The following is a 21,267-nucleotide window of genomic DNA, read 5'->3' as shown; positions in this document are numbered from 1 at the left end:
CACGCGAGCATCACCAAACAGGAGGGAGGACCTGAGATGTGTGAACTTTTCATTGGCGCGGACCCAACGCTTTGGCAAAGCCGGACCCGGAGCCTGCGCATTGATGGGGTGGCGACCTCCATTCGGATCGAGACGCATTTTTGGGAAACCCTCGAAGAGATCGGCGCGCGCGATGGTCTCTCGCTTGCGCAGTTGATCACGAAACTGTGGCATGAGGCGATGGATGCCGATCACGATCTGGGCAATTTCACCTCGTTTTTGCGCGTGTGCTGCGCCCGCTACCATGCGTTGATCGCAATGGGCGAAATTTCGTCTGATCTCAGCCGACCAATTGCCGCAAGCCCAGCGCGGGCGATTTTGGCCCGCGAAGCCGCGCGGCGTGCAATGTCGGGCATCACACCCGCCCCGCTGACCCGGCCTGCGAAAATCAATTAAACTTTGGGTTTGACCACATCCTGCGTGGCCTCTTGCCCCCCGGACACAACCCGCACAAGGCCCGAGACATAGCGCGCAAACAGGCGCGAAAACGTGGCGATGTCTTCGCCCTCCCAGCCCTCAAACACCTCGGAGAGTATGCGCCATTTCGACAGGGTGAATTCGCCAAGGAACTGACGCGACTTCGGCGTGACCACCAAAACCGAGCGCCGCGCGTCCTCTTGCGCCGCGCGCCGTTCGACAAAGCCGCGCGACACCAGTTCGGACACAATCCGAGAAGCGCGGGACGGGTCCACCGCCATCACCTCGGCCACCATGCCGATCGTGGGTTGAACCGGCTCGGTGCGACCGATACCAGCGGACAATTGCGCGATGGACAACAGACCCTGAAGCAGTGCCGGTTCCAATGTCTCGGTCACACCCTCCAACACCTTGCCCTTGAATTCGCCCTTCTCGGCCATGCGCCGCCATTGAAACAACGCCATATCCAATTGCAAAAGCGCCTCAGAGGCATCGGGACTAAACCCTTTGCCTTCAAGAAACTGCGGGATGCCCGCATGGATACGGGGATCAAAGAAGCGGGGTTTGGATGTATCTGTCATGGCATTCTCGGTCATGCGGCGTGGAATTGCACTTTTATGTGTGCATGTCAACTATGTGACAATCGCATTTATGTGATGTTGACACATAAATAAATCCGCACTACCTCTCTCCCCAAAGCCCGTTCCCCCCGGCCGAGTCGTCGGGGGTGTGACGGGTCAAAAGGAGTCCCCATGTCGCAATCGCACACACCGCCCCTCACAGACCCCCTCACAGAGCCCGCCCCCAACACGGCGGATGAGCACAGCTCTGTTCGCCTCGTCATTGCCTCCGTGGCAGTGCTGTTGTTGCTGGCGGCACTTGATCAAACCATCGTCTCAACCGCGCTTCCCACCATCGTTGCCGATCTTGGTGGCCTTGAACATCTCTCTTGGGTGGTCACCGCTTATATCCTCGCCTCCACCATCGTCGCGCCGCTTTATGGCAAACTTGGCGACCTTTATGGGCGGCGCAACATGGTCTTTGTCTCGGTGTCGCTCTTTCTCACCGGCTCGGTGCTCTGTGGCCTGTCCGGCTCCATGGGCTTTTTGATCGGTGCCCGCGCGATACAAGGCTTGGGCGGTGGCGGTCTTTTCGTGCTGGCCCTCTCGATCATTGGCGATGTGATCCCGCCAAAAGAACGCGGCAAAATCCAAGGCGTCTTTGCGGGCGTCTTTGGCATTTCCTCCGTCGCCGGTCCGCTGTTGGGCGGCTGGTTTGTCGATGCGCTCTCCTGGCACTGGATCTTCTTCATCAACCTGCCCTTCGGTCTTTTGGCGCTCGCAGGCTTTGTCTTTGGCTTCAAAGCCCACCCCGACCGCGTCAGTCATAAAATCGACTATGCGGGGGCTGCGGCTTTGACCTTGGCCCTGTCCTCCATCGTCTTGCTCACCGCTCTGGGTGGCAAGGAATTTGATCTGACCGGCCCGATTGGCCTGAGCTTGATGGCTCTGTTTGTCCTCTCCGTGCTCAGTTTTATCGCCATCGAACGGCGCGCCGACGAACCGATTTTGCCATTGCAACTGTTCGCGATGAACACCTTTGCCGTGACCTCAGCGATCTCATTCGTCTCCGGCGCGCTGATGTTTGGGGCGCTGACCTTTATCCCGGTGTTTTTGCAAATGGCACAAGGGGCAACCGCCACAAGCTCCGGTCTGCAACTGATCCCGATGACCTTTGGCATCCTTTTGGCCTCGACGATTTCCGGCCAGTATATGGGCCGCACCGGGCGCTACCGCATCCTGCCGCTGATCGGCCTGAGCCTTACCACCGTGGCGCTTTTGACCCTGACCCGGCTCTCTCCCACCCTGCCCGCCCCGGCGTTGTGGGCGGCGCTGGTCGGGCTTGGCGCGGGCATGGGCTGCATCTTCCCGGTGGTCACCACCGCGGTGCAAAACGCCGTGCCGCGCCAACAGATCGGTACGGCCACCGCCGCCGGGTTGATGTTTCGCCAAGTCGGGGCCTCGATCGCTGTGGCCCTGTTTGGGGCACTCTTTGCAACGCGGATGGCACATCTGATGGGCGGGGCGCCTGTGGACGGGCTGGCCAATGTTGCCGAACTGGGACCGCAGATGCTCGCAGGTCTTTCCGGTGAGGCGCGGGGGCTGGTCGCCGATGCGGTTTCGATGGCGCTGCACCCCGTCTATTGGATCGCCGCCGGAGTCTCCGCAGGCGGCTTGCTCATCGCCTTTTTGCTAAAAGAAATCCCCCTGACCTCGCGCCAAAGCTAGGTTCGAAGACGGGATCGCAGACCGATCCAAACCCTAGCCCCAAAGGGGAATTTTTCATCTCTTTGGGGCAGCGATTCCCCCTTTTTTGCCCTGCAAAATCTGATCAAATGGCAGGTTTGCAAAATGCGGCACCTTCGCAGGCCTTATTTGCTAATGAGCTGAATATATTTTGCTAAACTGCAAATTATTGTACCGACACATCCAGTTACGGCACCTTTGTGCAGCTTTTGAACACCTGTTTCCAATGCCTCGGCGACCATCCGTTGTTTTGGGGATTTACTGCACTGCAGAAATCCCTAACCTGATGAAAATTTCAGCGTCACAGGGGAGACTGCGAGATGGCGAACTTTAAAAAAGTCCTGATAGCCAACCGGGGCGAGATCGCGATCCGCGTCATGCGCGCCGCCAATGAAATGGGCAAACGCACGGTCGCCATCTACGCCGAAGAGGACAAGTTGTCGTTGCACCGGTTCAAGGCCGACGAGGCCTATAAAATCGGTGAAGGCATGGGGCCTGTTGCGGCCTATCTCTCGATCGAGGAAATCATCCGCGTCGCCAAATTATCTGGCGCGGATGCGATCCATCCCGGCTATGGTCTCTTGTCCGAAAACCCCGATTTCGTCGATGCCTGTACCGAAGCGGGCATCACCTTCATCGGCCCCAAAGCCAAAACCATGCGCCAATTGGGCGACAAGGCCAGCGCGCGCAAAGTCGCGGTGCAGGCGGGCGTGCCGGTGATCCCGGCGACGGATGTGTTGGGCGATGATTGGGACGCGATCCGCAAAGAGGCGGCCGAGATCGGCTTTCCCTTGATGCTCAAGGCCTCTTGGGGCGGCGGCGGGCGCGGGATGCGTCCAATCATGAACGCCGAGGAGTTGGAAGAAAAGGTCAAAGAGGGGCGGCGCGAAGCCGTATCGGCCTTTGGCAATGGTGAAGGTTATCTTGAAAAGATGATCATCCGCGCGCGTCACGTCGAGGTGCAAATCCTGGGCGACAGCCAAGGTAACATTTATCACCTCTATGAGCGCGATTGTTCGGTCCAGCGCCGCAACCAAAAGGTCGTCGAACGCGCCCCCGCCCCCTACCTTTCTGAGACCCAGCGCGAAGAGATTTGTAACCTCGGCAAACGCATCTGCGAATTTGTGAATTACGAATGCGCTGGCACGGTCGAATTCCTGATGGATATGGACACGGGCAAATTCTATTTCATCGAGGTCAACCCGCGCGTGCAGGTCGAACATACGGTGACCGAAGAGGTCACCGGCATCGACATCGTGCGGGCACAGATCCTGATTGCCGAGGGCAAATCCTTGGTCGAGGCCACGGGTGTGGCGTCGCAATATGACGTGAAACTCGACGGTCACGCGCTGCAATGCCGGGTCACGACCGAAGACCCCACGAACAATTTCATCCCCGATTATGGCCGCATCACCACCTATCGCTCCGCCACCGGCATGGGCATCCGTTTGGATGGCGGCACGGCCTATTCGGGCGCGGTGATCACCCGCTATTACGACAGCTTGCTCACCAAAGTGACCGCATGGGCGCCGACCCCTGAGGCGGCGATTGCGCGGATGGACCGGGCGTTGCGCGAATTCCGCATCCGTGGCGTGTCCACCAACATCGCCTTTGTCGAAAACCTTTTGAAACACCCGATTTTCCTCGGCAATGAATATACCACCAAATTCATCGACGACACGCCGTCGCTGTTTGATTTCAAACCGCGCCGGGATCGTGCGACGAAAATCCTGACCTATCTTTCGGAGATCACGGTCAACGGCCACCCCGAAACCTTGGGCCGCCCCAAACCCGCAGCCGATGCGCGCCAGCCGGTGATCCCGGCGTTGCGGGTGGAAACGCCCGTACCCGGCACGCGGCAGCTTTTGGACGAAAAAGGCCCGCAAGCGGTGGCCGATTGGATGCTCGCGCAACCGCAGCTTTTGATCACCGACACCACCATGCGCGATGGTCATCAATCGCTTTTGGCCACCCGGATGCGCTCGATCGACATGATCAACGCCGCCCCCGCCTATGCCGCCAACCTGCCGGGCCTGTTCTCGGTCGAATGTTGGGGCGGCGCGACTTTTGACGTGGCTTACCGGTTCTTGCAGGAATGCCCGTGGCAGCGCCTGCGCGACATCCGCGAAAAGATGCCAAACCTGATGACGCAAATGCTGTTGCGCGCGTCAAACGGCGTTGGTTACACCAACTATCCCGACAATGTGGTGCAGAGTTTTGTGAAACAGGCGGCGGAAACCGGCGTCGATGTGTTCCGCGTGTTCGACAGTCTCAACTGGGTCGAAAACATGCGCGTGGCAATGGATGCGGTGATCGCATCGGGCAAGGTCTGCGAAGGCACGATCTGTTACACGGGTGATTTGTTCGATCCGGCGCGCGCCAAATATGACCTGAAATACTATGTCCAGATGGGCAAGGATTTGAAGGCCGCGGGCGCGCATGTCTTGGGTCTCAAAGACATGGCGGGCCTGTTGAAACCGGCGCAGGCGCGGATTTTGGTCAAGGCGCTGAAAGAAGAGGTCGGCCTGCCGATCCACTTCCACACCCATGACACCTCGGGCGCAGCCGCCGCGACGATTCTGGCCGCAGCCGACGCCGGCGTGGACGCAATCGACGCTGCGATGGACGCCTTCTCTGGTGGCACCTCGCAGGCCTGTTTGGGCTCCATCGTCGAAGCCACGCGGTTCACCGAACGCGACACCGGACTTGATATTTCCGCCATCCGCGAGTTGTCCAACTATTGGGAAGCGGTGCGCGGCCAATATGCGGCGTTTGAAAGCGGCCTCAAAGCCCCCGCCTCCGAGGTCTATCTACACGAAATGCCCGGTGGTCAGTTCACCAACCTCAAAGCCCAGGCGCGCTCGCTGGGTTTGGAGGAAAAATGGCATGAGGTCGCACAGGCCTACGCCGATGTGAACATGATGTTCGGCGACATCGTCAAGGTCACGCCCTCCTCGAAAGTGGTCGGCGACATGGCGCTGATGATGGTCTCCCAAGGCCTGACCCGTGCTCAGGTCGAGGACCCGAAACATGATGTGGCCTTCCCGGAGTCGGTGATCGACATGATGCGGGGCAATTTGGGCCAGCCGCCGAATGGCTTCCCCGACACGATCCTGAAAAAGGTTCTGGGTAAAGAGAAACCCAACCTTGAACGCCCCGGCAAACACCTGCCGCCAGTGGATTTGGAAGCGACGCGCAAAGAACTGGCCGCCAAGTTTGAGGACAGCGTGATTGATGACGAAGACCTGAATGGCTATCTGATGTACCCCAAAGTCTTCACCGATTACATGGACCGCCACGACCACTTCGGCCCGGTGCGCACTCTGCCGACGAAAAACTTTTTCTACGGCATGGAAATGGGCGAAGAGATTTCGGTGTCGATTGATCCCGGCGTGACCTTGGAAATCCGCTGTCAGGCTCTGGGCGAACCGGATGAAAAGGGCGAGGTCAAACTGTTTTTTGAACTGAACGGCCAGCCGCGCACCGTGCGCGTCAAAGACCGCTCCGCCGCCTCCACCACCACCGCACGGCCCAAGGCCGAGTTGGGCAACCCCAAACACATCGGCGCGCCGATGCCCGGCGTTGTGGCGACTGTGGCCGTGGCTGCGGGCCAAAAGGTCAAAAAGGGCGACGTATTGCTGACCATCGAGGCGATGAAAATGGAGACCTCGATCAACGCCGACCAAGATGGCGTGATCAAGGCGGTCAACGTCAACCCGGCAAGCCAGATCGACGCCAAGGACCTTTTGGTCGAATTCGAATAAGTCTCTGAAAACCCATTTAAAAGCCCCGCTCCAGCGGGGCTTTTTATGCGCGGGCGCGGCTCTGCGTCAAAACCAATGAGGTCAAAGCGCCAAACAGCAAGGCCCAGACAGGTGCGCCAATGCTCATGAAACTGATGCCCGACACGGTGGTCATAAAGGTCACCAAAGCGGCGTCGCGATGCGCGGGCGCGGCCAGTGCCGCACTCAGGCTCGCGCTGATCGTGTTCAAAAGCGCAAGCCCGGCGATGGTGACGACAAGGGCTTTTGGTGCGATGACAAACAGGCTGATCACTGCTGCCCCCATCAGGCCGACCATGCAATAAAGCACGCCGGTGACCATGGCCGCTTTCCACCGGGTCGTCGGATTTTCATCGGCCTCAGCCCCGGCACAAATCGCCGCCGTGATCGCCGCCAGGTTAAAGGCATAGCCGCCAAACGGCGCGAGGATGAGCGTGGTCAGCCCGGTTACGGTGATGGCGGAGGACACCGGGAGCGCGTATCCCGCCGCCTTCATCGTGACGACGCCGGGCATGTTTTGCGAGGTCATGGTGACGATATAAAGCGGCACGCCGATGCCGATCAGCGCCGAGAGCGAGAAACTGGGCAAGGTAAAGACAGGTATGGCAAGGGAAAATTCGAACACCGTGTCGGTGACAAACGCCCCGGTGAGCGCACAAAACACGATGCCCGCCAAGAGCACCGAGGGAATGGCAAACCGCGCAAACCAGCGCCGCCCGGCCAGATAAACCGCACACATCAGCGCCACAAGCGGCAGGTTGTCTTCCATCGAGGAAAACACCCCAAGGCCAAAGCGAAACAGAATGCCCGCCAACATCGCGCTGCCGATGGCTTCGGGGATCAGATGCGCGAGTTTTTCGAACCACCCGCTGAGGCCCGTCAGGGTCAAAAGCGCGCCACAAAACAGAAAGGCACCAATGGCTTCAGACACGCTCACACCTTGTAGACTAAGCACCAAAAGGGCTGCGCCCGGAGTGGACCATGCGGTCAGGATCGGCATCCGGTAGCGCAGGGTGAGAATCAGGGTCGAGAGGCCCATGCCAAGCCCCAGCGCCAACATCCAACTGCTGGCCTGCGCATGGCTCAGGCCCAAAACGTCGATGGCCTGAAAGATGATCGCGACGCTGCTTGTGTAGCCCAATAGCACGGCGATGGCGCCGGAGACGAGATGGGAGAGTTTCAATCCTGACATGGATTTAAGCCTTTTGACCGGGAGTGTTTGGCGCGGGCTTGCGTTGGGGCCTGCGCCATCTTAATGTGGACGCTATAGCGCACGGACGTTATAGCGCACAAGCTCTTTGAGAGGACAGCCGATCAAAATGCCAAATTCCCCCTCTGCCCTGCCCATCCAACTCAACCTCAAATCCATCCGCACCGAGGTCGGCCTCAGCCTGTCGCAGGCGGCGGAGTTGACCGGGGTGAGCAAGGCGATGTTGGGACAGATCGAGCGTGGCGAATCCTCACCGACGCTGGCAACGCTGTGGAAATTGGCCAAGGGGTTTCACCTGCCGCTCACCGCGCTGATCGAGGACCGGGTGACGCCCACAACCGCCCGCACAGGACCGCGCCCCCGACCCGAGGTGCGGTTTGAGGACAGCATCAGCTTTCACCCGATTTTCGCCTTTGATCCGATTTTTGGCTCAGAGACATTTTTGATCCGGTTGGAGCCGGGGCAAACCCATGTGTCTCAGCCCCATGACAGCGGTGTGGTCGAGGATATTTTTGTTACCAAAGGCGCGATCGAGCTTTTGCTGACAGGGGAATGGACCCGCTATGGCGAGGGCGACGCGGTGCGATTTGCCGCCGATCAACCGCACAGCTATCGCAACCCAACCAAACAGCCCGCGCAGTTTCACAACACGTTGCACTATGCGCGCACGCGTGCGTCCCTTTAGCGGCGATTAGTGGCGATAGGCCCGTAAATAATGCCATTCAAAATAGCGTTTGGCCCAATGAAACAGCCGACAACTTGGCAGGGTGAACGCCCGTTTTTCATTGCGAAACACAAGGATACCCTTGTTCACGGAATCGACAATACACACCAGTTCGGCCTTGAATGTATGGCTCGCCTCGCGCCCGGCCAACACATCACCGATATTGGCCACGGCCGCCACCGCCTGTAAATCCGCCTGATGTGCCTGTTTCGCCAACCACGACGGCCCGGGATACGAGCCCGTGTCGCCCACCACATAGGTATCGGGCCATCCGACCACGCGGCATTTTTCATCGGCCTGAATAAAGCCCCCCTCCGAGCGCGGTAGATCGGTGTTGTCCAGCCATGTCGGCCCGGTCAGCCCGGACATGAACAGCACCAGATCGGCGGGGATCTCTTCGCGTTCGGTCACCACCTTGTCGGCCTCAATGCGAATGGGTTTTGCGCCGATATGGATCGAGACATCGCGTTTGCGCATCTCGTTCAAAAGCCCCTCGACGGCGCGATCCCCCAAGCGCTGACCGGGGCGATCCGAGCCGTTGAAAAACACCAGCTTGAACCGGTCACGCCGCCCCTGCTGGCGCAGCATCGTGTCGATGCCAAAGAGGAATTCAAACATCGGTCCGCCGCGCACCGCTTGCGGCTCTTTCGGGTTGGTGCCAAAGCCCAGCGCGATGGTGCCGCCGGCCATATCGCGGATGCGGTCATGGATGATCTGGCCGTTGATCGCCCCTTCGCAGGGAATGATCGCATGTTCGGCCAGACCGGGGAGCTTTTTGAGGTAGCGCCCGCCGGTGGCGATGATCAGGTGATCGTTGGTCAAAGTGCCCGTATCGGTTTCGACCGTGCGGCCATTGTCGAACACAGAGACCACGCGGCCCTCATGCCAATCGACCCGCTCGCGGGCAAAGAACCGCGACAGATCGACGTCGATGTCTTTGGCGGTGCGAATGCCGGAGGGCATCCAGATCAGGCTGGGCAAATAGGTGAGGTGGGTGTTGGGCGAGACAACGGTGATCTGCGCGTCCATCTTGGCCTTGCGAATCTCGCGCACGGCGGTGAGCGCGCCAAAGCCGCTGCCAAGGATCATGATATGGGTCATTTACGGTCTCCGGGGACCCATCCCCGCATGGCTCTTGGACAGGCCGAGGCGGACATGGGCGCATAGGTGTTCAGGTTCATCACTGACATGCGCGGGATCGGACCGTGCTGTCTTTAATCCAAATCAAAGATATATTTTAAAAATACCAAATACACTGCGGCAGAATGCCCCCGCATCTGACGCCCCCGCCCTCTGTGCCCTTTCCCATAGGCCAAACCGCCGCAAATCGTAGCAAATCGAAAAAATCCGACCAAAGGCCCATTTTCCTCTTGCAGCTTCGGGCGGGATTTCATATCTCACGCCTCACCCAAGGAAGCGGGCGTAGCTCAGGGGTAGAGCATAACCTTGCCAAGGTTAGGGTCGAGAGTTCGAATCTCTTCGCCCGCTCCAACTCTCTCCATATGGAGAGGGGTCAATTTCCCTCCGATCCCAAATCGGAACCCCAAGGGAAACGTCAGACCCACGTTACGGGACACGCCGAGCGGGCGTAGCTCAGGGGTAGAGCATAACCTTGCCAAGGTTAGGGTCGAGAGTTCGAATCTCTTCGCCCGCTCCAATTCTTTCTCACAATGTCTCCTTGATGGAACAGGCGATACTGCGTCTGTTATGGAACAGGCGATACTGTGTCCGCCTGGGATCAACGAAGTCGCGGCGCGTGTCCGATGTTATGACATCGGTTCTGAAAGCATGCTTTGTGCCTGTTGCTGGCGGCGGCGGCGCAAGGGAGCGACCATCGGAACCGCTGGCGCGGCCATCTGTGAGACGGAGGTTTCAGACCGGGCCAGACAACCGGCACTCACCTCACAAGACGCGCAAATCTGCGGGACGCTTTGGCGCAACAGGTCACATCTGTCCTGCGGCTTGCGCAGGATTTCTTCGGCGATGGTGACCAGATCACGAACCGGCGTCTCGACCCCAAGCACACAGCGCAAACTGGCCAGACGGGCGAAAAGACCGCTTTCGATTTCGATATCCTTATGTGTGCCCTCTTGGTGGCCCGCGATCAGGATCGAACACATGTTGGGTTGGTGAAATTCCGCCATCAAAGCAACGGCAAGGCCACTTTCACGCCCAACCACCAAATCGAAAATAAGCATATCAAAGGGTTCAGCGCGCAAATAGTCCATGGCCGTTTCGGAAGAACGCGCACGCCGAACAGTATGGCCATTTTGACCAAACGCAACCTGCCAACGCGCCGTTGTTTCTATGTTACCATGCCAGACGAGCACACGCATGTGGGCCACCATTTGCTATGAACCCCTCCATGAAACGCGATTATGCTTAACAAAGTCCTAATAACGTCTCAACTTTTTGGAAACCTTTTGGGACCGAGCCACATAGGCAACACCTGTCCCAAAGGTGCCAAGTTCCATATCTGCGGCACATTTTCGGACAGCGCGCCCCTGAACCGCACCATGGCGGTGAGAACGAAGATTCATATCCCGATTTCAAGCTCTTTGAACGTCAGTCCGGGACAGGCGTGGCACAGGCCATCTTGGCAAAACGCCAAAGGCGGGCCTATAAGGGGCGCGAACAGAACATGAGGCCCCCATGCGCCAAGCGACCATCACCCGCAACACGGCGGAAACCAAGATCACGGTTGAGATCAACCTCGACGGGACCGGAGTCTATGACAACCAAACCGGCGTGGGCTTTTTCGACCACATGCTCGATCAACTGTCGCGACATTCGTTGATTGACATGACGATCCGCGCCGAGGGCGACACCCATATCGACGATCACCACACGGTCGAGGACACGGGCATCGCCATTGGTCAGGCCTTGGTCAAGGCGGTTGGCGACAAAAAGGGCATTTGCCGCTATGGCCATTTTGCTCTGGCCATGGATGACACCCAGGTCGCCACCGCGCTGGACCTGTCGGCGCGGCCATTTTTGGTCTGGAACGTCGATTTCCCGACCGCCAAGATCGGCACGTTCGACACCGAGCTTGTGCGCGAATTCTTTCAGGCGCTGTCCACCCATGGCGGCATCACCTTGCACGTCGATCTGGTGCATGGGATCAATTCGCACCATATCGCCGAAGCCGCCTTTAAATCCGTCGCCCGCGCTTTGCGCATGGCGGTCGAGATCGACCCGAGGATGGCGAACAGCCTGCCCTCCACAAAAGGCGCGCTCTAACGCGCGCGCCCTCTCCGTCCCCCTTTCAGGACAGCAAAAGACATGCTCACAGCCCTCGTTGATTACAACAGCGGAAACCTCCACTCCGCCCACAAAGCCTTTGAACGCATGGCGCGCGAACGCGGTGCGGGCACCATCGTTGTGACCTCGGAACCCGATGTGGTGGCCAAGGCCGACCGCATCGTGTTGCCCGGCGATGGCGCGTTTCCGGCCTGTAAAAATCACCTGTTCACCTATTCCGGCCTGTTTGAAGCGATTGAGGAGGCCGTGGTGCAAAAGGGCCGCCCCTTTATGGGAATTTGCATCGGGATGCAGATGATGGCGTCTTGGGGCCGTGAATATGAGGACACCACCGGCTTTGACTGGATTCCCGGCGAGGTGGTCAAAATCACCCCCTCCGATCCGTCTCTGAAAGTGCCGCATATGGGGTGGAACGATCTGGTGGTCGATCACCCTCACCCGGTGCTTGATGGCGTGGACAGTGGCGATCACGCCTATTTCGTCCACTCCTACCACTTCAAAGTCGAAAACCCGGCGCATCGCCTCGCCCATGTCGATTACGCAGGCGACATCACCGCCATTGTCGGGCGTGACAATATGATCGGCTGTCAGTTTCACCCGGAAAAAAGCCAACGGGCGGGGCTACGCATCGTGTCGAATTTTCTCGGCTGGGTGCCGTAAAGGTGAGTATTTAGATCACGATAAAGACAAGGGCCGCGCCAGATTGAGCGCGGCCCTTGTGTTGGATCACTTCACCCGTGTCCAGGTCTGTTTCTTACAAATCGGCCCGACACAGCCCGCCACTTTGAGCGTGTCACCATTCAACGCCATTTTGGAGCTGAACACTTTGCCCGTTGAAGGCTGCCAGATTTTACCCTTGCCATAGCCACCGCCGCCTTGGGCCATCATGTCCCAAACGATGGGTTTGCCGATGTTGTCCGACTTGATCGGGCCGTTGGCATCAAATGCCTTGGCGATGGTGCCACAAATCTGGGCCCCGCATGGCGCGATGTCGACATAGGCGTAATGCCCGTCATCGACCTGAGTTTTCCATGTTCCGACCACCGGATCGGCGGCAAAGGCCGGGGCGGCAAAAGCGACAGCAGCAAGTGCCGCGAATGCGAATGTCTTCATTGATATATCCTCCCTATTCTGGTCCGCATCCTGCGAGCGGCACCTATGATCTGGCAAGTCTGACGTTGGGGCAAATCCTATTGCAGCACGCGCGCAAGAGGTTTTGCATTCATCCTACATTCATGGCAAAGGGTCGGCGACAGTTTTATGAAAGGCCGCGCCCGATGATCCTCTACCCCGCCATTGATTTGAAAGACGGCCATGCCGTGCGCCTTTATAAGGGCGAAATGGATCAAGCCACAGTGTTTAATGAAAACCCGGCCGCTCAGGCGCTGGATTTTGTAAACGCGGGCTGTGAATGGTTGCATTTGGTCGATCTGAATGGTGCTTTTGCCGGTGAGCCGGTGAACGCAGCACCCGTTGAGGAGATTCTCAAACAGTGCAAAGTCCCCGCCCAGCTTGGCGGCGGCATCCGTGATATGGCCACGATCGAGCGGTGGTTGTCCAAGGGCCTGGAGCGCGTGATCCTTGGCACCGTGGCGGTGGAAAACCCCGATCTGGTGCGCGAGGCTGCACGGGCCTTTCCGGGGCATGTTGCCGTCGGCATTGACGCGCGCAAAGGCATGGTTGCAACCAAAGGCTGGGCGACAGAAACCAACGTGACCGCCACCGATCTCGCCAAATCCTTTGAGGACGCGGGCGTGGCCGCGATCATCTACACCGACATCAACCGCGATGGCGCGATGAAAGGCCCTAATGTCGAAGAAACCGCCGCCCTCGCCCGCGCTGTGTCGATCCCGGTGATTGCCTCGGGCGGCGTGTCGTCCCTGGACGATCTGCGCAACCTCAAAAACTGCGGCGCGGCGCTCAATGGCGCGATCTCAGGCCGCGCTTTGTATGATGGTGCGATTGATCTGGCCCAGGCTTTGGCTGTGCTCAAGGGCTGATCCGCGACACTCTGCGCCCTTTCCTCAGCGCGCATTGTGACGTTTGATGTTCCAAAACCCCAATGCACAGGTCGTCACGATGGTACAGGTTCACAAACGCCCCCTCCCCGCCCAATCACGCCTATGGTCCCATGTCACCCAAGGCGATTTCATAGATGGCTATGCGGTCGAAAGTGCGCTGTCGCCACGCGATGCGGCAAAGATCGGCCTCTCCATGCCCGGCTGGGCCGATGCGCTTTTGGCCCTGCGCAACAGGATCGTCACACCTTTTGGCCTCAAAACCAACACCTCAGAGGTTGGTGAGCAGGCCGTTTTCCCCGTCGAATATGAAGGCGCGGACGAGCTGATCATCGGGACCAACGACACGCATCTCAATTTCCGGATCTGCATCCGCCAAGAGGCGGGTCACATCCATATGGCGACATGGGTTCATCGCAACAACGCGCTGGGATACGCCTATCTTATGCTGGTGAAACCCTTTCATGTGCTGATCGTGCGCGATGCCATGCGCCGCATCGCGCAGGTGCGCTGACCAAGAAACCGCAGCATCACCAATCCAATGTTTGCATCACCGCGCGCGCATGGCTAAGAAACGTCAAAGACACCTTCATCTTCTTTTGTCCCCAAATATCCACATTGAAACCTTTGGGGGTGAATGGCGAAGCCAGAGGGGGCGCGAACGCCCCTTTCTCTCGGACGAATAGGCGCATCATGCTCAAAACCCGTATCATCCCCTGTCTCGATGTGGCCGATGGCCGTGTGGTCAAAGGCGTCAATTTCGTCGACCTGATCGACGCGGGCGATCCTGTTGAAAGTGCGCGGGCCTATGATTTGGCCGGTGCCGATGAGCTGTGTTTCCTCGACATTCACGCCACCCATGAGAACCGCGGCACCATGTATGATCTGGCCACCCGCACCGCCGAGCAATGTTTCATGCCGCTGACCATCGGTGGCGGCGTGCGCACGCCTGATGATGTGCGTGATCTGCTTTTGGCAGGGGCCGACAAGGTGTCGTTCAACTCCGCCGCCGTGGCTGACCCGGACGTGATCGCACGCTCTGCCGACCGCTTTGGCAGCCAGTGTATCGTCTGTGCGATTGACGCCAAAACCACCGAGTGGGACGAAGACGGCACGCCAGTGAAATGGACGATTTTCACCCATGGCGGGCGCAAAGCTGCACTGGATGCGGAGGGAAATCCGATTGATGCGGTGGAATTTGCCAAGCTGATTGAGCGCAAAGGCGCGGGCGAGATCTTACTCACCTCCATGGACCGCGACGGCACGCGCGCGGGGTTTAACCTTGCGATGACGCGCACCATTGCCGATGCGGTCAACATCCCGGTGATCGCCTCGGGCGGTGTTGGCACGCTCGATCACCTCGTCGAAGGCGTCACCGAAGGCCACGCCAGCGCCGTTCTCGCCGCCTCCATCTTTCACTTCGGGGATTACACGATTCAGGAGGCCAAAGAATATATGGCCGCCAAAGGCATCCCGATGCGGCTGAATTAAGGAACATTCCATGTCCATCCTGCACGATCTTGAACAGGTCATCCTGTCGCGCAAATCCGCCGATCCAGACAGCTCCTGGACCGCAAAACTTCTGTCCAAAGGCCCGGAGAAATGCGCCGAGAAATTTGGCGAAGAGGCGATTGAGGCCATTATCGCCGCGGTCAAAAACGACCGCGAGAACCTCACCTATGAGGCCGCCGATGTGCTTTATCACTTGCTGGTCATGCTGGCTGCGCGCGATGTGGCGCTCGATGATGTCTTGACTGAGTTGGCGCGGCGTCAGGGTCTTTCGGGAATTGCCGAGAAAGCCGCGCGCAAACCCTAAGACCTAGGATAGATTTTATGACCAAAACCTTTTTTGCCAAACCCACCGATTTCAAAATACGCAAAGGCTTGGCAGAGCTTCATCGCAAACGCGCCCCCCTGTACATTCGGACCCGTGCACTTTGGTACGCTGGCGCCATAGCTTTGCTCTTTGGGAGCGCCCTCGCCTATCCGTCAAAATTCGTGACCTTTGCCCCGATCTTGATCTTTGCAATTACAGCGCTGTATTTTGGGGCGGGCTTCGTCTGGCGCAGACAGATGTTTGCCGGCTTTCAATCTGCTCCCTATCGTCTGGCGGGCACACGCTTTACTCTCGCAGAGGATGGATATTCCGAAGAAAGCGCGTTGCACAGCATGACGTTTCGCTGGAACGCATTCATCGCGGCAGAACAAACAAACGAAGGCATTGCCTTGCTTTTGGCCGATATTGAGTGTCTTGCAATCCCCAAAACCGCCTTTAAGGACGCGGGCGAGATGGCGGAGACGCTCACTGCCATCAAAGCCTATATCGCCGCCAGCCGGGGGTAGAAGGACCCCCTCACATCCCCAATCGCGGGATCTCAATCGCCGGGCAGCGGTCCATCACCACTTCGGCACCTTGGGCGCGGGCCAAGGCGGCGGCTTTGTCGCTGATGATGCCAAGCTGCATCCAGACGTATTTCAACCCTTTGAGCGCGTGTAGCGCCTCGTCCACCACCTGAGCCACCTCTTCAGAGCGGCGGAAAATATCGACCATATCGACCGGCTCATGAATGTCGGACAAAGAGGCCACACAGGTCTGACCAAACAGCTCGCGCCCCGCCTGCCCGGGGTTCACCGGAATCACTTTATAACCCCGCGCCGCCAGAAATTTCCCGACCTGATGCGACGGGCGTTCAGGGCGCGGGCTTGCCCCCACAAGGGCGATCACCTTTGTGTCCTGCAGGATGCGGATGATGTCGGCGTCGGTCAGTTGGTCTATTGTGCTCATGCAGAAATCATAGCCCAGATTGGCAAAAGAAAAAAGCCCGGGCACAAGGCCCGGGCATAAGGTGTGGAACGAGGGACAGTTGAGAGCAACGCGCGTGTTCCGATGCGCGTCTCACACTCAAAGATAGGGTGTGCGTCTCAGATGTTAAGAGCTTGTAAGAAAAACGTGAACACAATGTGAACTCGTCGCCCCCAAACGCCGATGTCAGCGCTTTGACGCAGCATACAGCGCCACAGCGGCGGCATTGGACACGTTGAGCGAACCAAAATCGCGCGCAAACGGGATTTTCACCAGTTGATCCACCGTCTCCTTGGTTTTTTGCCGCAAGCCCGGCCCCTCGGCCCCCATCACCAGCGCCACGGCCCGGCCCGCACAGCCCGTCAGCGCCTCATCCAATGTCACCTCTGCCTCGCCATCGAGGCCAAGACAGACAAAGCCCATTTCCTGCAATTTGACGATCGTATCGGACAGGTTGCGCACCCGCAGATAGGGTTGGCGTTCCAGCGCGCCGGAGGCGGTTTTCGCCAAGGCCCCGGTTTCGGGTGCTGCATGGCGTGCGGTGGCGATCACCGCTTCGGCACCAAACACCTCGGCAGACCGCAACACCGCGCCGACGTTATGCGGGTCGGTGACCTGATCAAGCAACACCACCGTCGGCGCGCCGCTTTGGCCCGCACCCGAGGCCAAACAAACCTCTTCGACCGAACCCCAATTGAGCGGTTTGACCTCCAGTGCCGCGCCTTGGTGCACGGAGCCTGGATCAATCGGCACGTTGAATTTGCGCGGATCGGTCAGTTCGGGCTCCATGCCAGAGGCCTCAATATCCTCGGCCAATTTGTCATAGGCGTTTTTGGTCACCACGAGGCGCAATTTTTCACGCGCCGGATTGCGCAGCGCATCGCGCACCGCATGAAGCCCAAACAACCACACGGTCGCAGCCTCCGCTTTGCGCTTGGCTTGCTCTTTTTCGACGACCCACTGGGGCTTTTTCATGGCACTCTCTTTCCTCTGCAAAAGGCTTTCCCCTTCCTGCCGCGCGCAATCTCCAAGCACAAGCATCCTTTTGGCATTTTTCCTGTTGACGCCCCCCGATCCCGATTGTATCCAGCCCCCCACACGACGCGGTGCAATGCGCACCTTGATGCCTCAGGCATCCTTCGTGGGCGACGGGCTGCAAGGTGCGGCAGCGGACTGTAACTCCGCCGGGGAGACCCACGCCTGGTTCGATTCCAGGGTCGCCCACCATTTACCTCCCTTTATTCTTTACTGAAATCCATGCGGCATCGTCCCTTGCGACGTCCCTTGCGACGTGGCCACCCGCCGCTTCGATTGCCGCCGCTGGCCTGCGCGGCGGGCGCGTTGATATCGGCCAAAGCCACACATGCGCGCAAACCGGGCTCCCCCCTAGCGTGACCTGTAGCGTGACCTGCCCCTCTGGCGCTGCAAAGGCGGCTGCGGCGCAGGTCCGAGGCGAATATCTGCCAGAGCCGTGGCGGGGCCCCGCCAGCTTTTTGCAAAACCCGAATAAAATTGGTTGATCGGCGGGGCAATTTGCGGCCCCCTGACAGGGACCCGCGGGAGGCGGGGTAATTTCTGGGAGGATTAAGAATGTTTAACAAGATCAAGTTCGGCGCGTTGTTCGCCGGAGCACTTGCCGTTTCCACCGTCGCTTCGGCACCTGCCGCGAAGGCCAGCGAATTCATCAATATTCTGACCGGAGGCACCTCGGGCGTGTATTATCCGCTCGGCGTGGCGCTTTCGACTCTCTACGGGAAGGGGATTGAGGGCGCACGCACGCAGGTGCAATCGACGAAGGCCTCTGTCGAGAACCTCAACCTGCTGCAACAGGGCAAGGGTGAACTGGCCTTTGCACTTGGAGATTCCGTAAAATATGCGTGGGAAGGCAATGCGGATGCAGGTTTCAAAGCACCGCTGACCAAGCTGCGCGCCATTGCTGCGATCTATCCGAACTACGTGCAAATCGCCGCTTTGGGCGAAACAGGTGCCACGACAGTTGCGGATCTCAAGGGCAAAAGCCTGTCCGTTGGCGCGGCGAAATCGGGAACCGAGTTGAACGCGCGGGCGATTTTTGGCGCATCGGGAATGAGCTATGACAATCTGGGCAAGCTCGAATATCTGCCATTCTCGGAATCGGTCGAGCTGATGAAAAACCGCCAGTTGGATGCAACGCTGCAATCCTCCGGCCTTGGCAATGCGGCGTTGAAGGATCTCTCTTCCTCGCAAGAGATCACCTTTCTTTCGGTCCCGAAAGAGACCGCAGAAGCCCTTGGCGCGCCCTATATTGCGGGTGTCATTCCGGCCGGAACCTATGCCGGCCAAGAGGCTGACGTGCCGACGGTGGCTGTGGTCAACTTCCTCGTGACGCATGAGGATGTGTCTGAAGAAACCGCCTATCAGATGACCAAACTGATGTTCGAGCATCTCGATACGCTGAAAGCGGCGCATTCGGCGGCGGGCGGCATCACTTTGGAAGACGCGGTCAAAGGCTCGCCGATCCCGCTGCATCCGGGGGCAGAACGCTATTACAAAGAGCAAGGCCTCCTGTAAGCGCTCCACGTTCCCAATTGACGCTTTTGAGGCGGTCCGGCTGGGTCGGGCCGCCTTTGCAAAAGGATCATTCCCATGACAGAGACTTCCAACAGCCCCGATCAGACCGCTGATCTCGGGTTGCATGACCCCTTGACCGAAAACTTCCCCGCAACGCGGGAGGGCCGCGCGCTCTTCTGGCTCGCCGTGGCGTTTTCGGCCTTTCAGATCTCCATTGCCGCGCATTTGATTGATCTGCCGAGCCAAGTGACGCGGGTCATTCACGTCGGATTCCTGCTCGCGCTCGGGATGCCTTTGCTGGCTTTGGCCAAGCGCTACGGGCCTTTGGGCCGCGCGCTTGGCTATGCGATCGCCCTCGCCGGGGTTGCTATCGCGATCTACCAATGGGCTGAATATACCGAACTCTTGCTGCGTGCCGGTGATCCGCTGCCGATTGATATCGCCTTTGGAGCGGTGGCACTGGCCTCGATCTTTGCGGCCGCATGGATGCTGATGGGGCCTGCGCTTCCGATCATCTCCGGCCTGTTCCTGTCCTACGCGCTTTGGGGGGAATATCTGCCCGCGCCGCTCGATCATCGCGGCTATGATATGCGCCAAGTGATCGAACATCTCTCATACGGAACCGAAGGGATTTACGGTATCCCGACCTATGTGTCCTCGACCTATATCTTCCTGTTCATCCTGTTCGGCGCGTTCCTGGAAAAGGCAGGGATGATCAAGCTGTTCACCGATGTCTCGCTCGGGCTGGTGGGCGATAAGATGGGCGGGGCTGCAAAAGTCTCTGTGCTGTCCTCGGGGTTGATGGGCACGATTTCCGGCTCTGGTGTGGCCAATGTGGTGACCACGGGGCAATTCACCATCCCCCTGATGAAACGCTTTGGGTATCGGCCTGCCTTCGCAGGTGGGGTGGAGGCGACCGCCTCGATGGGCGGGCAGATCATGCCGCCCGTCATGGGGGCGGTGGCCTTTGTGATGGCTGAAACCTTGGGTGTTGACTATGTCGAAGTGGTCAAAGCCGCGCTGATCCCCGCGATCCTCTATTTCATGGGCGTGTTCTGGATGGTGCACCTAGAGGCAGGCAAACGCGATCTGCGGGGCCTCTCGAAAGCGGAAATGCCCTCCGCACTGCGCGCGCTCAAGGAGGGGTGGTTCCTGATCCTGCCGCTCGGGGTGCTCGTCTATCTGCTGTTCTCGGGCTATACGCCGCTCTTTGCAGGGACGGTTGGTCTGGCGTTGACGGGCGGGTTGATCCTTGGGGGGACAGTGGCTTTGGGCCTGCCTGCGGGGGTGATCCGCGTGGTCTTCTGGGTCGTGCTTGGTTTTGTTGCGGCGGCGTTCTTTAAATTCGGGCTGGAGGTTGTGCTCCTCGCTCTGCTCATTCTGATCGGCATCAACGCGGCCTCCAAAGGCGGGCGCGAAACGCTGGCGCTCTGTCGTGACAGCTTGGCCGATGGTGCGAAAACCGCACTTCCGGTGGGGATTGCCTGTGCGCTTGTCGGCGTGATCATCGGCGTGATGACCCTGACCGGGGCGGCCAATACTTTCGGGCAATATATCGTCGGCGTCGGCCAGAGCAGCCTGTTCCTCTCGCTGGTGCTGACAATGATCACCTGTATTGTGCTGGGCATGGGTATCCCGACGATCCCGAATTACATCATCACCTCGTCCATCGCCGGGCCTGCGCTGTTGGAACTCGGCGTGCCGCTCCTCGTGAGCCATATGTTCGTGTTCTACTTCGGCATTTTGGCCGATCTGACGCCGCCCGTGGCGCTGGCCTGCTTTGCCGCCGCCCCGATTGCGAAGGAAAGCGGGCTGCGGATCAGTTTCGAGGCGGTCAAGGTCGCGGCGGCGGGCTTTGTGGTGCCGTTCATGGCGGTCTACACGCCTGCGTTAATGTTGCAGGATGGCGGACCTATGGCAGAGGCCATCGGCTATTGGCCTGCAGTGGCCTATGTCATCACCAAAGCGGTGATTGCGCTGGCGCTTTGGGGCGCGGCCGTGATCGGCTGGCTCGGGCGACCACTCGCGGTTTGGGAGCGCGCGATCGCAATGGCAAGTGGCTTCTGCCTCGTTGCGGCCTTCGCGATCACGGATGAGATCGGCTTTGGCCTGGCCCTTGCCTTTGCCGTCCTCTTGTGGCGCAAACGGACATGAGCG

General features: G+C 59.0%; 20 protein-coding genes and 3 tRNA genes. 16 read left to right on the top strand and 7 right to left on the bottom strand.

Annotation, left to right across the window (positions count from 1 at the left end; genetic code table 11):
* The first annotated feature begins 36 nt into the window (after positions 1 to 36).
* Entirely contained in the window at positions 37 to 435 is a 399-nt protein-coding gene (locus BLT54_RS05855) for a ribbon-helix-helix domain-containing protein (protein ID WP_074642150.1), read from the top strand.
* On the opposite strand, the gene BLT54_RS05850 is transcribed toward BLT54_RS05855, so the two are convergent.
* Entirely contained in the window at positions 432 to 1,037 is a 606-nt protein-coding gene (locus BLT54_RS05850) for a MarR family winged helix-turn-helix transcriptional regulator (protein WP_176832831.1), read from the bottom strand. The genes BLT54_RS05855 and BLT54_RS05850 overlap by 4 nt on opposite strands.
* 171 nt (positions 1,038 to 1,208) lie before the next feature.
* Between BLT54_RS05850 and BLT54_RS05845 the strand changes: the two genes are divergently transcribed.
* Both BLT54_RS05845 and BLT54_RS05840 read left to right on the top strand, forming a co-directional pair.
* On the top strand, positions 1,209 to 2,744 hold the full coding sequence (locus tag BLT54_RS05845) for an MDR family MFS transporter (RefSeq protein WP_074642145.1): 1,536 nt from the start codon (positions 1,209 to 1,211) through the stop codon (positions 2,742 to 2,744).
* 338 nt (positions 2,745 to 3,082) lie between these two features.
* Positions 3,083 to 6,526, top strand: a complete 3,444-nt coding sequence (locus tag BLT54_RS05840) for a pyruvate carboxylase (RefSeq protein WP_074642142.1) — start codon at positions 3,083 to 3,085, stop codon at positions 6,524 to 6,526.
* A 43-nt stretch (positions 6,527 to 6,569) separates the two neighbouring features.
* Here BLT54_RS05840 and BLT54_RS05835 read toward each other — a convergent pair whose 3' ends face one another.
* Complete coding sequence (locus BLT54_RS05835) at positions 6,570 to 7,736, bottom strand: benzoate/H(+) symporter BenE family transporter (RefSeq protein WP_074642139.1); 1,167 nt, start codon at positions 7,734 to 7,736, stop codon at positions 6,570 to 6,572.
* A 127-nt stretch (positions 7,737 to 7,863) separates the two neighbouring features.
* Here BLT54_RS05835 and BLT54_RS05830 point away from each other — a divergent pair, with 127 nt between their 5' ends.
* Complete coding sequence (locus BLT54_RS05830) at positions 7,864 to 8,439, top strand: helix-turn-helix domain-containing protein (protein ID WP_074642137.1); 576 nt, start codon at positions 7,864 to 7,866, stop codon at positions 8,437 to 8,439.
* A gap of 6 nt (positions 8,440 to 8,445) precedes the next feature.
* On the opposite strand, the gene BLT54_RS05825 is transcribed toward BLT54_RS05830, so the two are convergent.
* Positions 8,446 to 9,579: an NAD(P)/FAD-dependent oxidoreductase gene (locus tag BLT54_RS05825; protein WP_074642134.1), complete on the bottom strand. Its 1,134-nt coding sequence runs from the start codon at positions 9,577 to 9,579 to the stop codon at positions 8,446 to 8,448.
* A 315-nt stretch (positions 9,580 to 9,894) separates the two neighbouring features.
* Between BLT54_RS05825 and BLT54_RS05815 the strand changes: the two genes are divergently transcribed.
* Both BLT54_RS05815 and BLT54_RS05810 read left to right on the top strand, forming a co-directional pair.
* Positions 9,895 to 9,969: transfer RNA gene (locus BLT54_RS05815), tRNA-Gly, on the top strand.
* A 91-nt stretch (positions 9,970 to 10,060) separates the two neighbouring features.
* Positions 10,061 to 10,135: transfer RNA gene (locus BLT54_RS05810), tRNA-Gly, on the top strand.
* A gap of 109 nt (positions 10,136 to 10,244) precedes the next feature.
* Here the strand turns inward: BLT54_RS05810 and BLT54_RS05805 are convergent.
* Complete coding sequence (locus BLT54_RS05805; protein ID WP_218129372.1) at positions 10,245 to 10,814, bottom strand: response regulator; 570 nt, start codon at positions 10,812 to 10,814, stop codon at positions 10,245 to 10,247.
* Positions 10,815 to 11,130: 316 nt separating this feature from the next.
* Here BLT54_RS05805 and hisB point away from each other — a divergent pair, with 316 nt between their 5' ends.
* Both hisB and hisH read left to right on the top strand, forming a co-directional pair.
* Complete coding sequence (gene hisB, locus BLT54_RS05800) at positions 11,131 to 11,718, top strand: imidazoleglycerol-phosphate dehydratase HisB (protein WP_074642126.1); 588 nt, start codon at positions 11,131 to 11,133, stop codon at positions 11,716 to 11,718.
* Between the two features lie 42 nt (positions 11,719 to 11,760).
* On the top strand, positions 11,761 to 12,399 hold the full coding sequence (hisH, locus tag BLT54_RS05795; protein WP_074642124.1) for an imidazole glycerol phosphate synthase subunit HisH: 639 nt from the start codon (positions 11,761 to 11,763) through the stop codon (positions 12,397 to 12,399).
* 66 nt (positions 12,400 to 12,465) lie between these two features.
* Here the strand turns inward: hisH and BLT54_RS05790 are convergent, their stop codons facing one another.
* Positions 12,466 to 12,852 carry a DUF2147 domain-containing protein gene (locus tag BLT54_RS05790; protein ID WP_074642122.1) on the bottom strand — a complete coding sequence of 129 codons (387 nt, stop codon included), beginning with the start codon at positions 12,850 to 12,852 and terminating at the stop codon, positions 12,466 to 12,468.
* 164 nt (positions 12,853 to 13,016) lie between these two features.
* On the opposite strand from BLT54_RS05790, the gene hisA reads away from it, so the two are divergent.
* The 5 genes from hisA to BLT54_RS05765 all read left to right on the top strand — a co-directional run bounded on the left by hisA (position 13,017) and on the right by BLT54_RS05765 (position 16,100).
* The gene (gene hisA, locus BLT54_RS05785) at positions 13,017 to 13,739 is read left to right on the top strand and encodes a 1-(5-phosphoribosyl)-5-[(5-phosphoribosylamino)methylideneamino]imidazole-4-carboxamide isomerase (RefSeq protein ID WP_074642119.1); all 723 of its coding nucleotides are present in this window, start codon (positions 13,017 to 13,019) and stop codon (positions 13,737 to 13,739) included.
* Positions 13,740 to 13,818: 79 nt separating this feature from the next.
* Positions 13,819 to 14,271 (top strand): DUF2867 domain-containing protein, encoded by a 453-nt coding sequence (locus tag BLT54_RS05780; RefSeq protein ID WP_074642116.1) that lies wholly within the window; start codon positions 13,819 to 13,821, stop codon positions 14,269 to 14,271.
* 179 nt (positions 14,272 to 14,450) lie between these two features.
* Positions 14,451 to 15,248, top strand: a complete 798-nt coding sequence (gene hisF / locus BLT54_RS05775) for an imidazole glycerol phosphate synthase subunit HisF (protein WP_009570785.1) — start codon at positions 14,451 to 14,453, stop codon at positions 15,246 to 15,248.
* Positions 15,249 to 15,258: 10 nt separating this feature from the next.
* A complete protein-coding gene (locus BLT54_RS05770) occupies positions 15,259 to 15,573 on the top strand; it encodes a phosphoribosyl-ATP diphosphatase (RefSeq protein WP_009570786.1) in 315 nt (104 codons plus the stop codon).
* Between the two features lie 17 nt (positions 15,574 to 15,590).
* Positions 15,591 to 16,100: a YcxB family protein gene (locus BLT54_RS05765; protein ID WP_074642114.1), complete on the top strand. Its 510-nt coding sequence runs from the start codon at positions 15,591 to 15,593 to the stop codon at positions 16,098 to 16,100.
* 10 nt (positions 16,101 to 16,110) lie between these two features.
* Here the strand turns inward: BLT54_RS05765 and BLT54_RS05760 are convergent, their stop codons facing one another.
* Both BLT54_RS05760 and rlmB read right to left on the bottom strand, forming a co-directional pair.
* The gene (locus BLT54_RS05760; protein ID WP_074642508.1) at positions 16,111 to 16,542 is read right to left on the bottom strand and encodes a CoA-binding protein; all 432 of its coding nucleotides are present in this window, start codon (positions 16,540 to 16,542) and stop codon (positions 16,111 to 16,113) included.
* 204 nt (positions 16,543 to 16,746) lie between these two features.
* Positions 16,747 to 17,535 (bottom strand): 23S rRNA (guanosine(2251)-2'-O)-methyltransferase RlmB, encoded by a 789-nt coding sequence (gene rlmB / locus BLT54_RS05755; protein WP_074642505.1) that lies wholly within the window; start codon positions 17,533 to 17,535, stop codon positions 16,747 to 16,749.
* 168 nt (positions 17,536 to 17,703) lie between these two features.
* Between rlmB and BLT54_RS22490 the strand changes: the two genes are divergently transcribed.
* From BLT54_RS22490 to BLT54_RS05745, 3 genes are all read left to right on the top strand, one after another.
* A tRNA-Tyr gene (locus BLT54_RS22490) sits at positions 17,704 to 17,787 on the top strand.
* 363 nt (positions 17,788 to 18,150) lie between these two features.
* Positions 18,151 to 19,110, top strand: coding sequence for a TAXI family TRAP transporter solute-binding subunit (locus tag BLT54_RS05750; protein WP_176832830.1), 960 nt, complete (start codon positions 18,151 to 18,153; stop codon positions 19,108 to 19,110).
* Positions 19,111 to 19,185: 75 nt separating this feature from the next.
* A complete protein-coding gene (locus tag BLT54_RS05745; protein WP_074642111.1) occupies positions 19,186 to 21,264 on the top strand; it encodes a TRAP transporter permease in 2,079 nt (692 codons plus the stop codon).
* Positions 21,265 to 21,267 lie beyond the last annotated feature (3 nt).

It is taken from the genome of Celeribacter baekdonensis, assembly GCF_900102315.1.
Taxonomy (GTDB): Bacteria; Pseudomonadota; Alphaproteobacteria; order Rhodobacterales; family Rhodobacteraceae; genus Celeribacter; species Celeribacter baekdonensis.
This window is presented reverse-complemented; position numbering and strand designations above follow the sequence as displayed.

Excerpts from the sequence above, each read along its gene's own strand:
- BLT54_RS05855 (WP_074642150.1), top strand. The coding sequence starts at position 37 with ATGTGTGAACTTTTCATTGGCGCGGACCCAACGCTTTGGCAAAGCCGG.
- BLT54_RS05850 (WP_176832831.1), bottom strand. The coding sequence starts at position 1,037 with ATGACAGATACATCCAAACCCCGCTTCTTTGATCCCCGTATCCATGCG.
- BLT54_RS05845 (WP_074642145.1), top strand. The coding sequence starts at position 1,209 with ATGTCGCAATCGCACACACCGCCCCTCACAGACCCCCTCACAGAGCCC.
- BLT54_RS05840 (WP_074642142.1), top strand. The coding sequence starts at position 3,083 with ATGGCGAACTTTAAAAAAGTCCTGATAGCCAACCGGGGCGAGATCGCG.
- BLT54_RS05835 (WP_074642139.1), bottom strand. The coding sequence starts at position 7,736 with ATGTCAGGATTGAAACTCTCCCATCTCGTCTCCGGCGCCATCGCCGTG.
- BLT54_RS05830 (WP_074642137.1), top strand. The coding sequence starts at position 7,864 with ATGCCAAATTCCCCCTCTGCCCTGCCCATCCAACTCAACCTCAAATCC.
- BLT54_RS05825 (WP_074642134.1), bottom strand. The coding sequence starts at position 9,579 with ATGACCCATATCATGATCCTTGGCAGCGGCTTTGGCGCGCTCACCGCC.
- BLT54_RS05805 (WP_218129372.1), bottom strand. The coding sequence starts at position 10,814 with ATGCGTGTGCTCGTCTGGCATGGTAACATAGAAACAACGGCGCGTTGG.
- hisB (WP_074642126.1), top strand. The coding sequence starts at position 11,131 with ATGCGCCAAGCGACCATCACCCGCAACACGGCGGAAACCAAGATCACG.
- hisH (WP_074642124.1), top strand. The coding sequence starts at position 11,761 with ATGCTCACAGCCCTCGTTGATTACAACAGCGGAAACCTCCACTCCGCC.
- BLT54_RS05790 (WP_074642122.1), bottom strand. The coding sequence starts at position 12,852 with ATGAAGACATTCGCATTCGCGGCACTTGCTGCTGTCGCTTTTGCCGCC.
- hisA (WP_074642119.1), top strand. The coding sequence starts at position 13,017 with ATGATCCTCTACCCCGCCATTGATTTGAAAGACGGCCATGCCGTGCGC.
- BLT54_RS05780 (WP_074642116.1), top strand. The coding sequence starts at position 13,819 with ATGGTACAGGTTCACAAACGCCCCCTCCCCGCCCAATCACGCCTATGG.
- hisF (WP_009570785.1), top strand. The coding sequence starts at position 14,451 with ATGCTCAAAACCCGTATCATCCCCTGTCTCGATGTGGCCGATGGCCGT.
- BLT54_RS05770 (WP_009570786.1), top strand. The coding sequence starts at position 15,259 with ATGTCCATCCTGCACGATCTTGAACAGGTCATCCTGTCGCGCAAATCC.
- BLT54_RS05765 (WP_074642114.1), top strand. The coding sequence starts at position 15,591 with ATGACCAAAACCTTTTTTGCCAAACCCACCGATTTCAAAATACGCAAA.
- BLT54_RS05760 (WP_074642508.1), bottom strand. The coding sequence starts at position 16,542 with ATGAGCACAATAGACCAACTGACCGACGCCGACATCATCCGCATCCTG.
- rlmB (WP_074642505.1), bottom strand. The coding sequence starts at position 17,535 with ATGAAAAAGCCCCAGTGGGTCGTCGAAAAAGAGCAAGCCAAGCGCAAA.
- BLT54_RS05750 (WP_176832830.1), top strand. The coding sequence starts at position 18,151 with ATGTTTAACAAGATCAAGTTCGGCGCGTTGTTCGCCGGAGCACTTGCC.
- BLT54_RS05745 (WP_074642111.1), top strand. The coding sequence starts at position 19,186 with ATGACAGAGACTTCCAACAGCCCCGATCAGACCGCTGATCTCGGGTTG.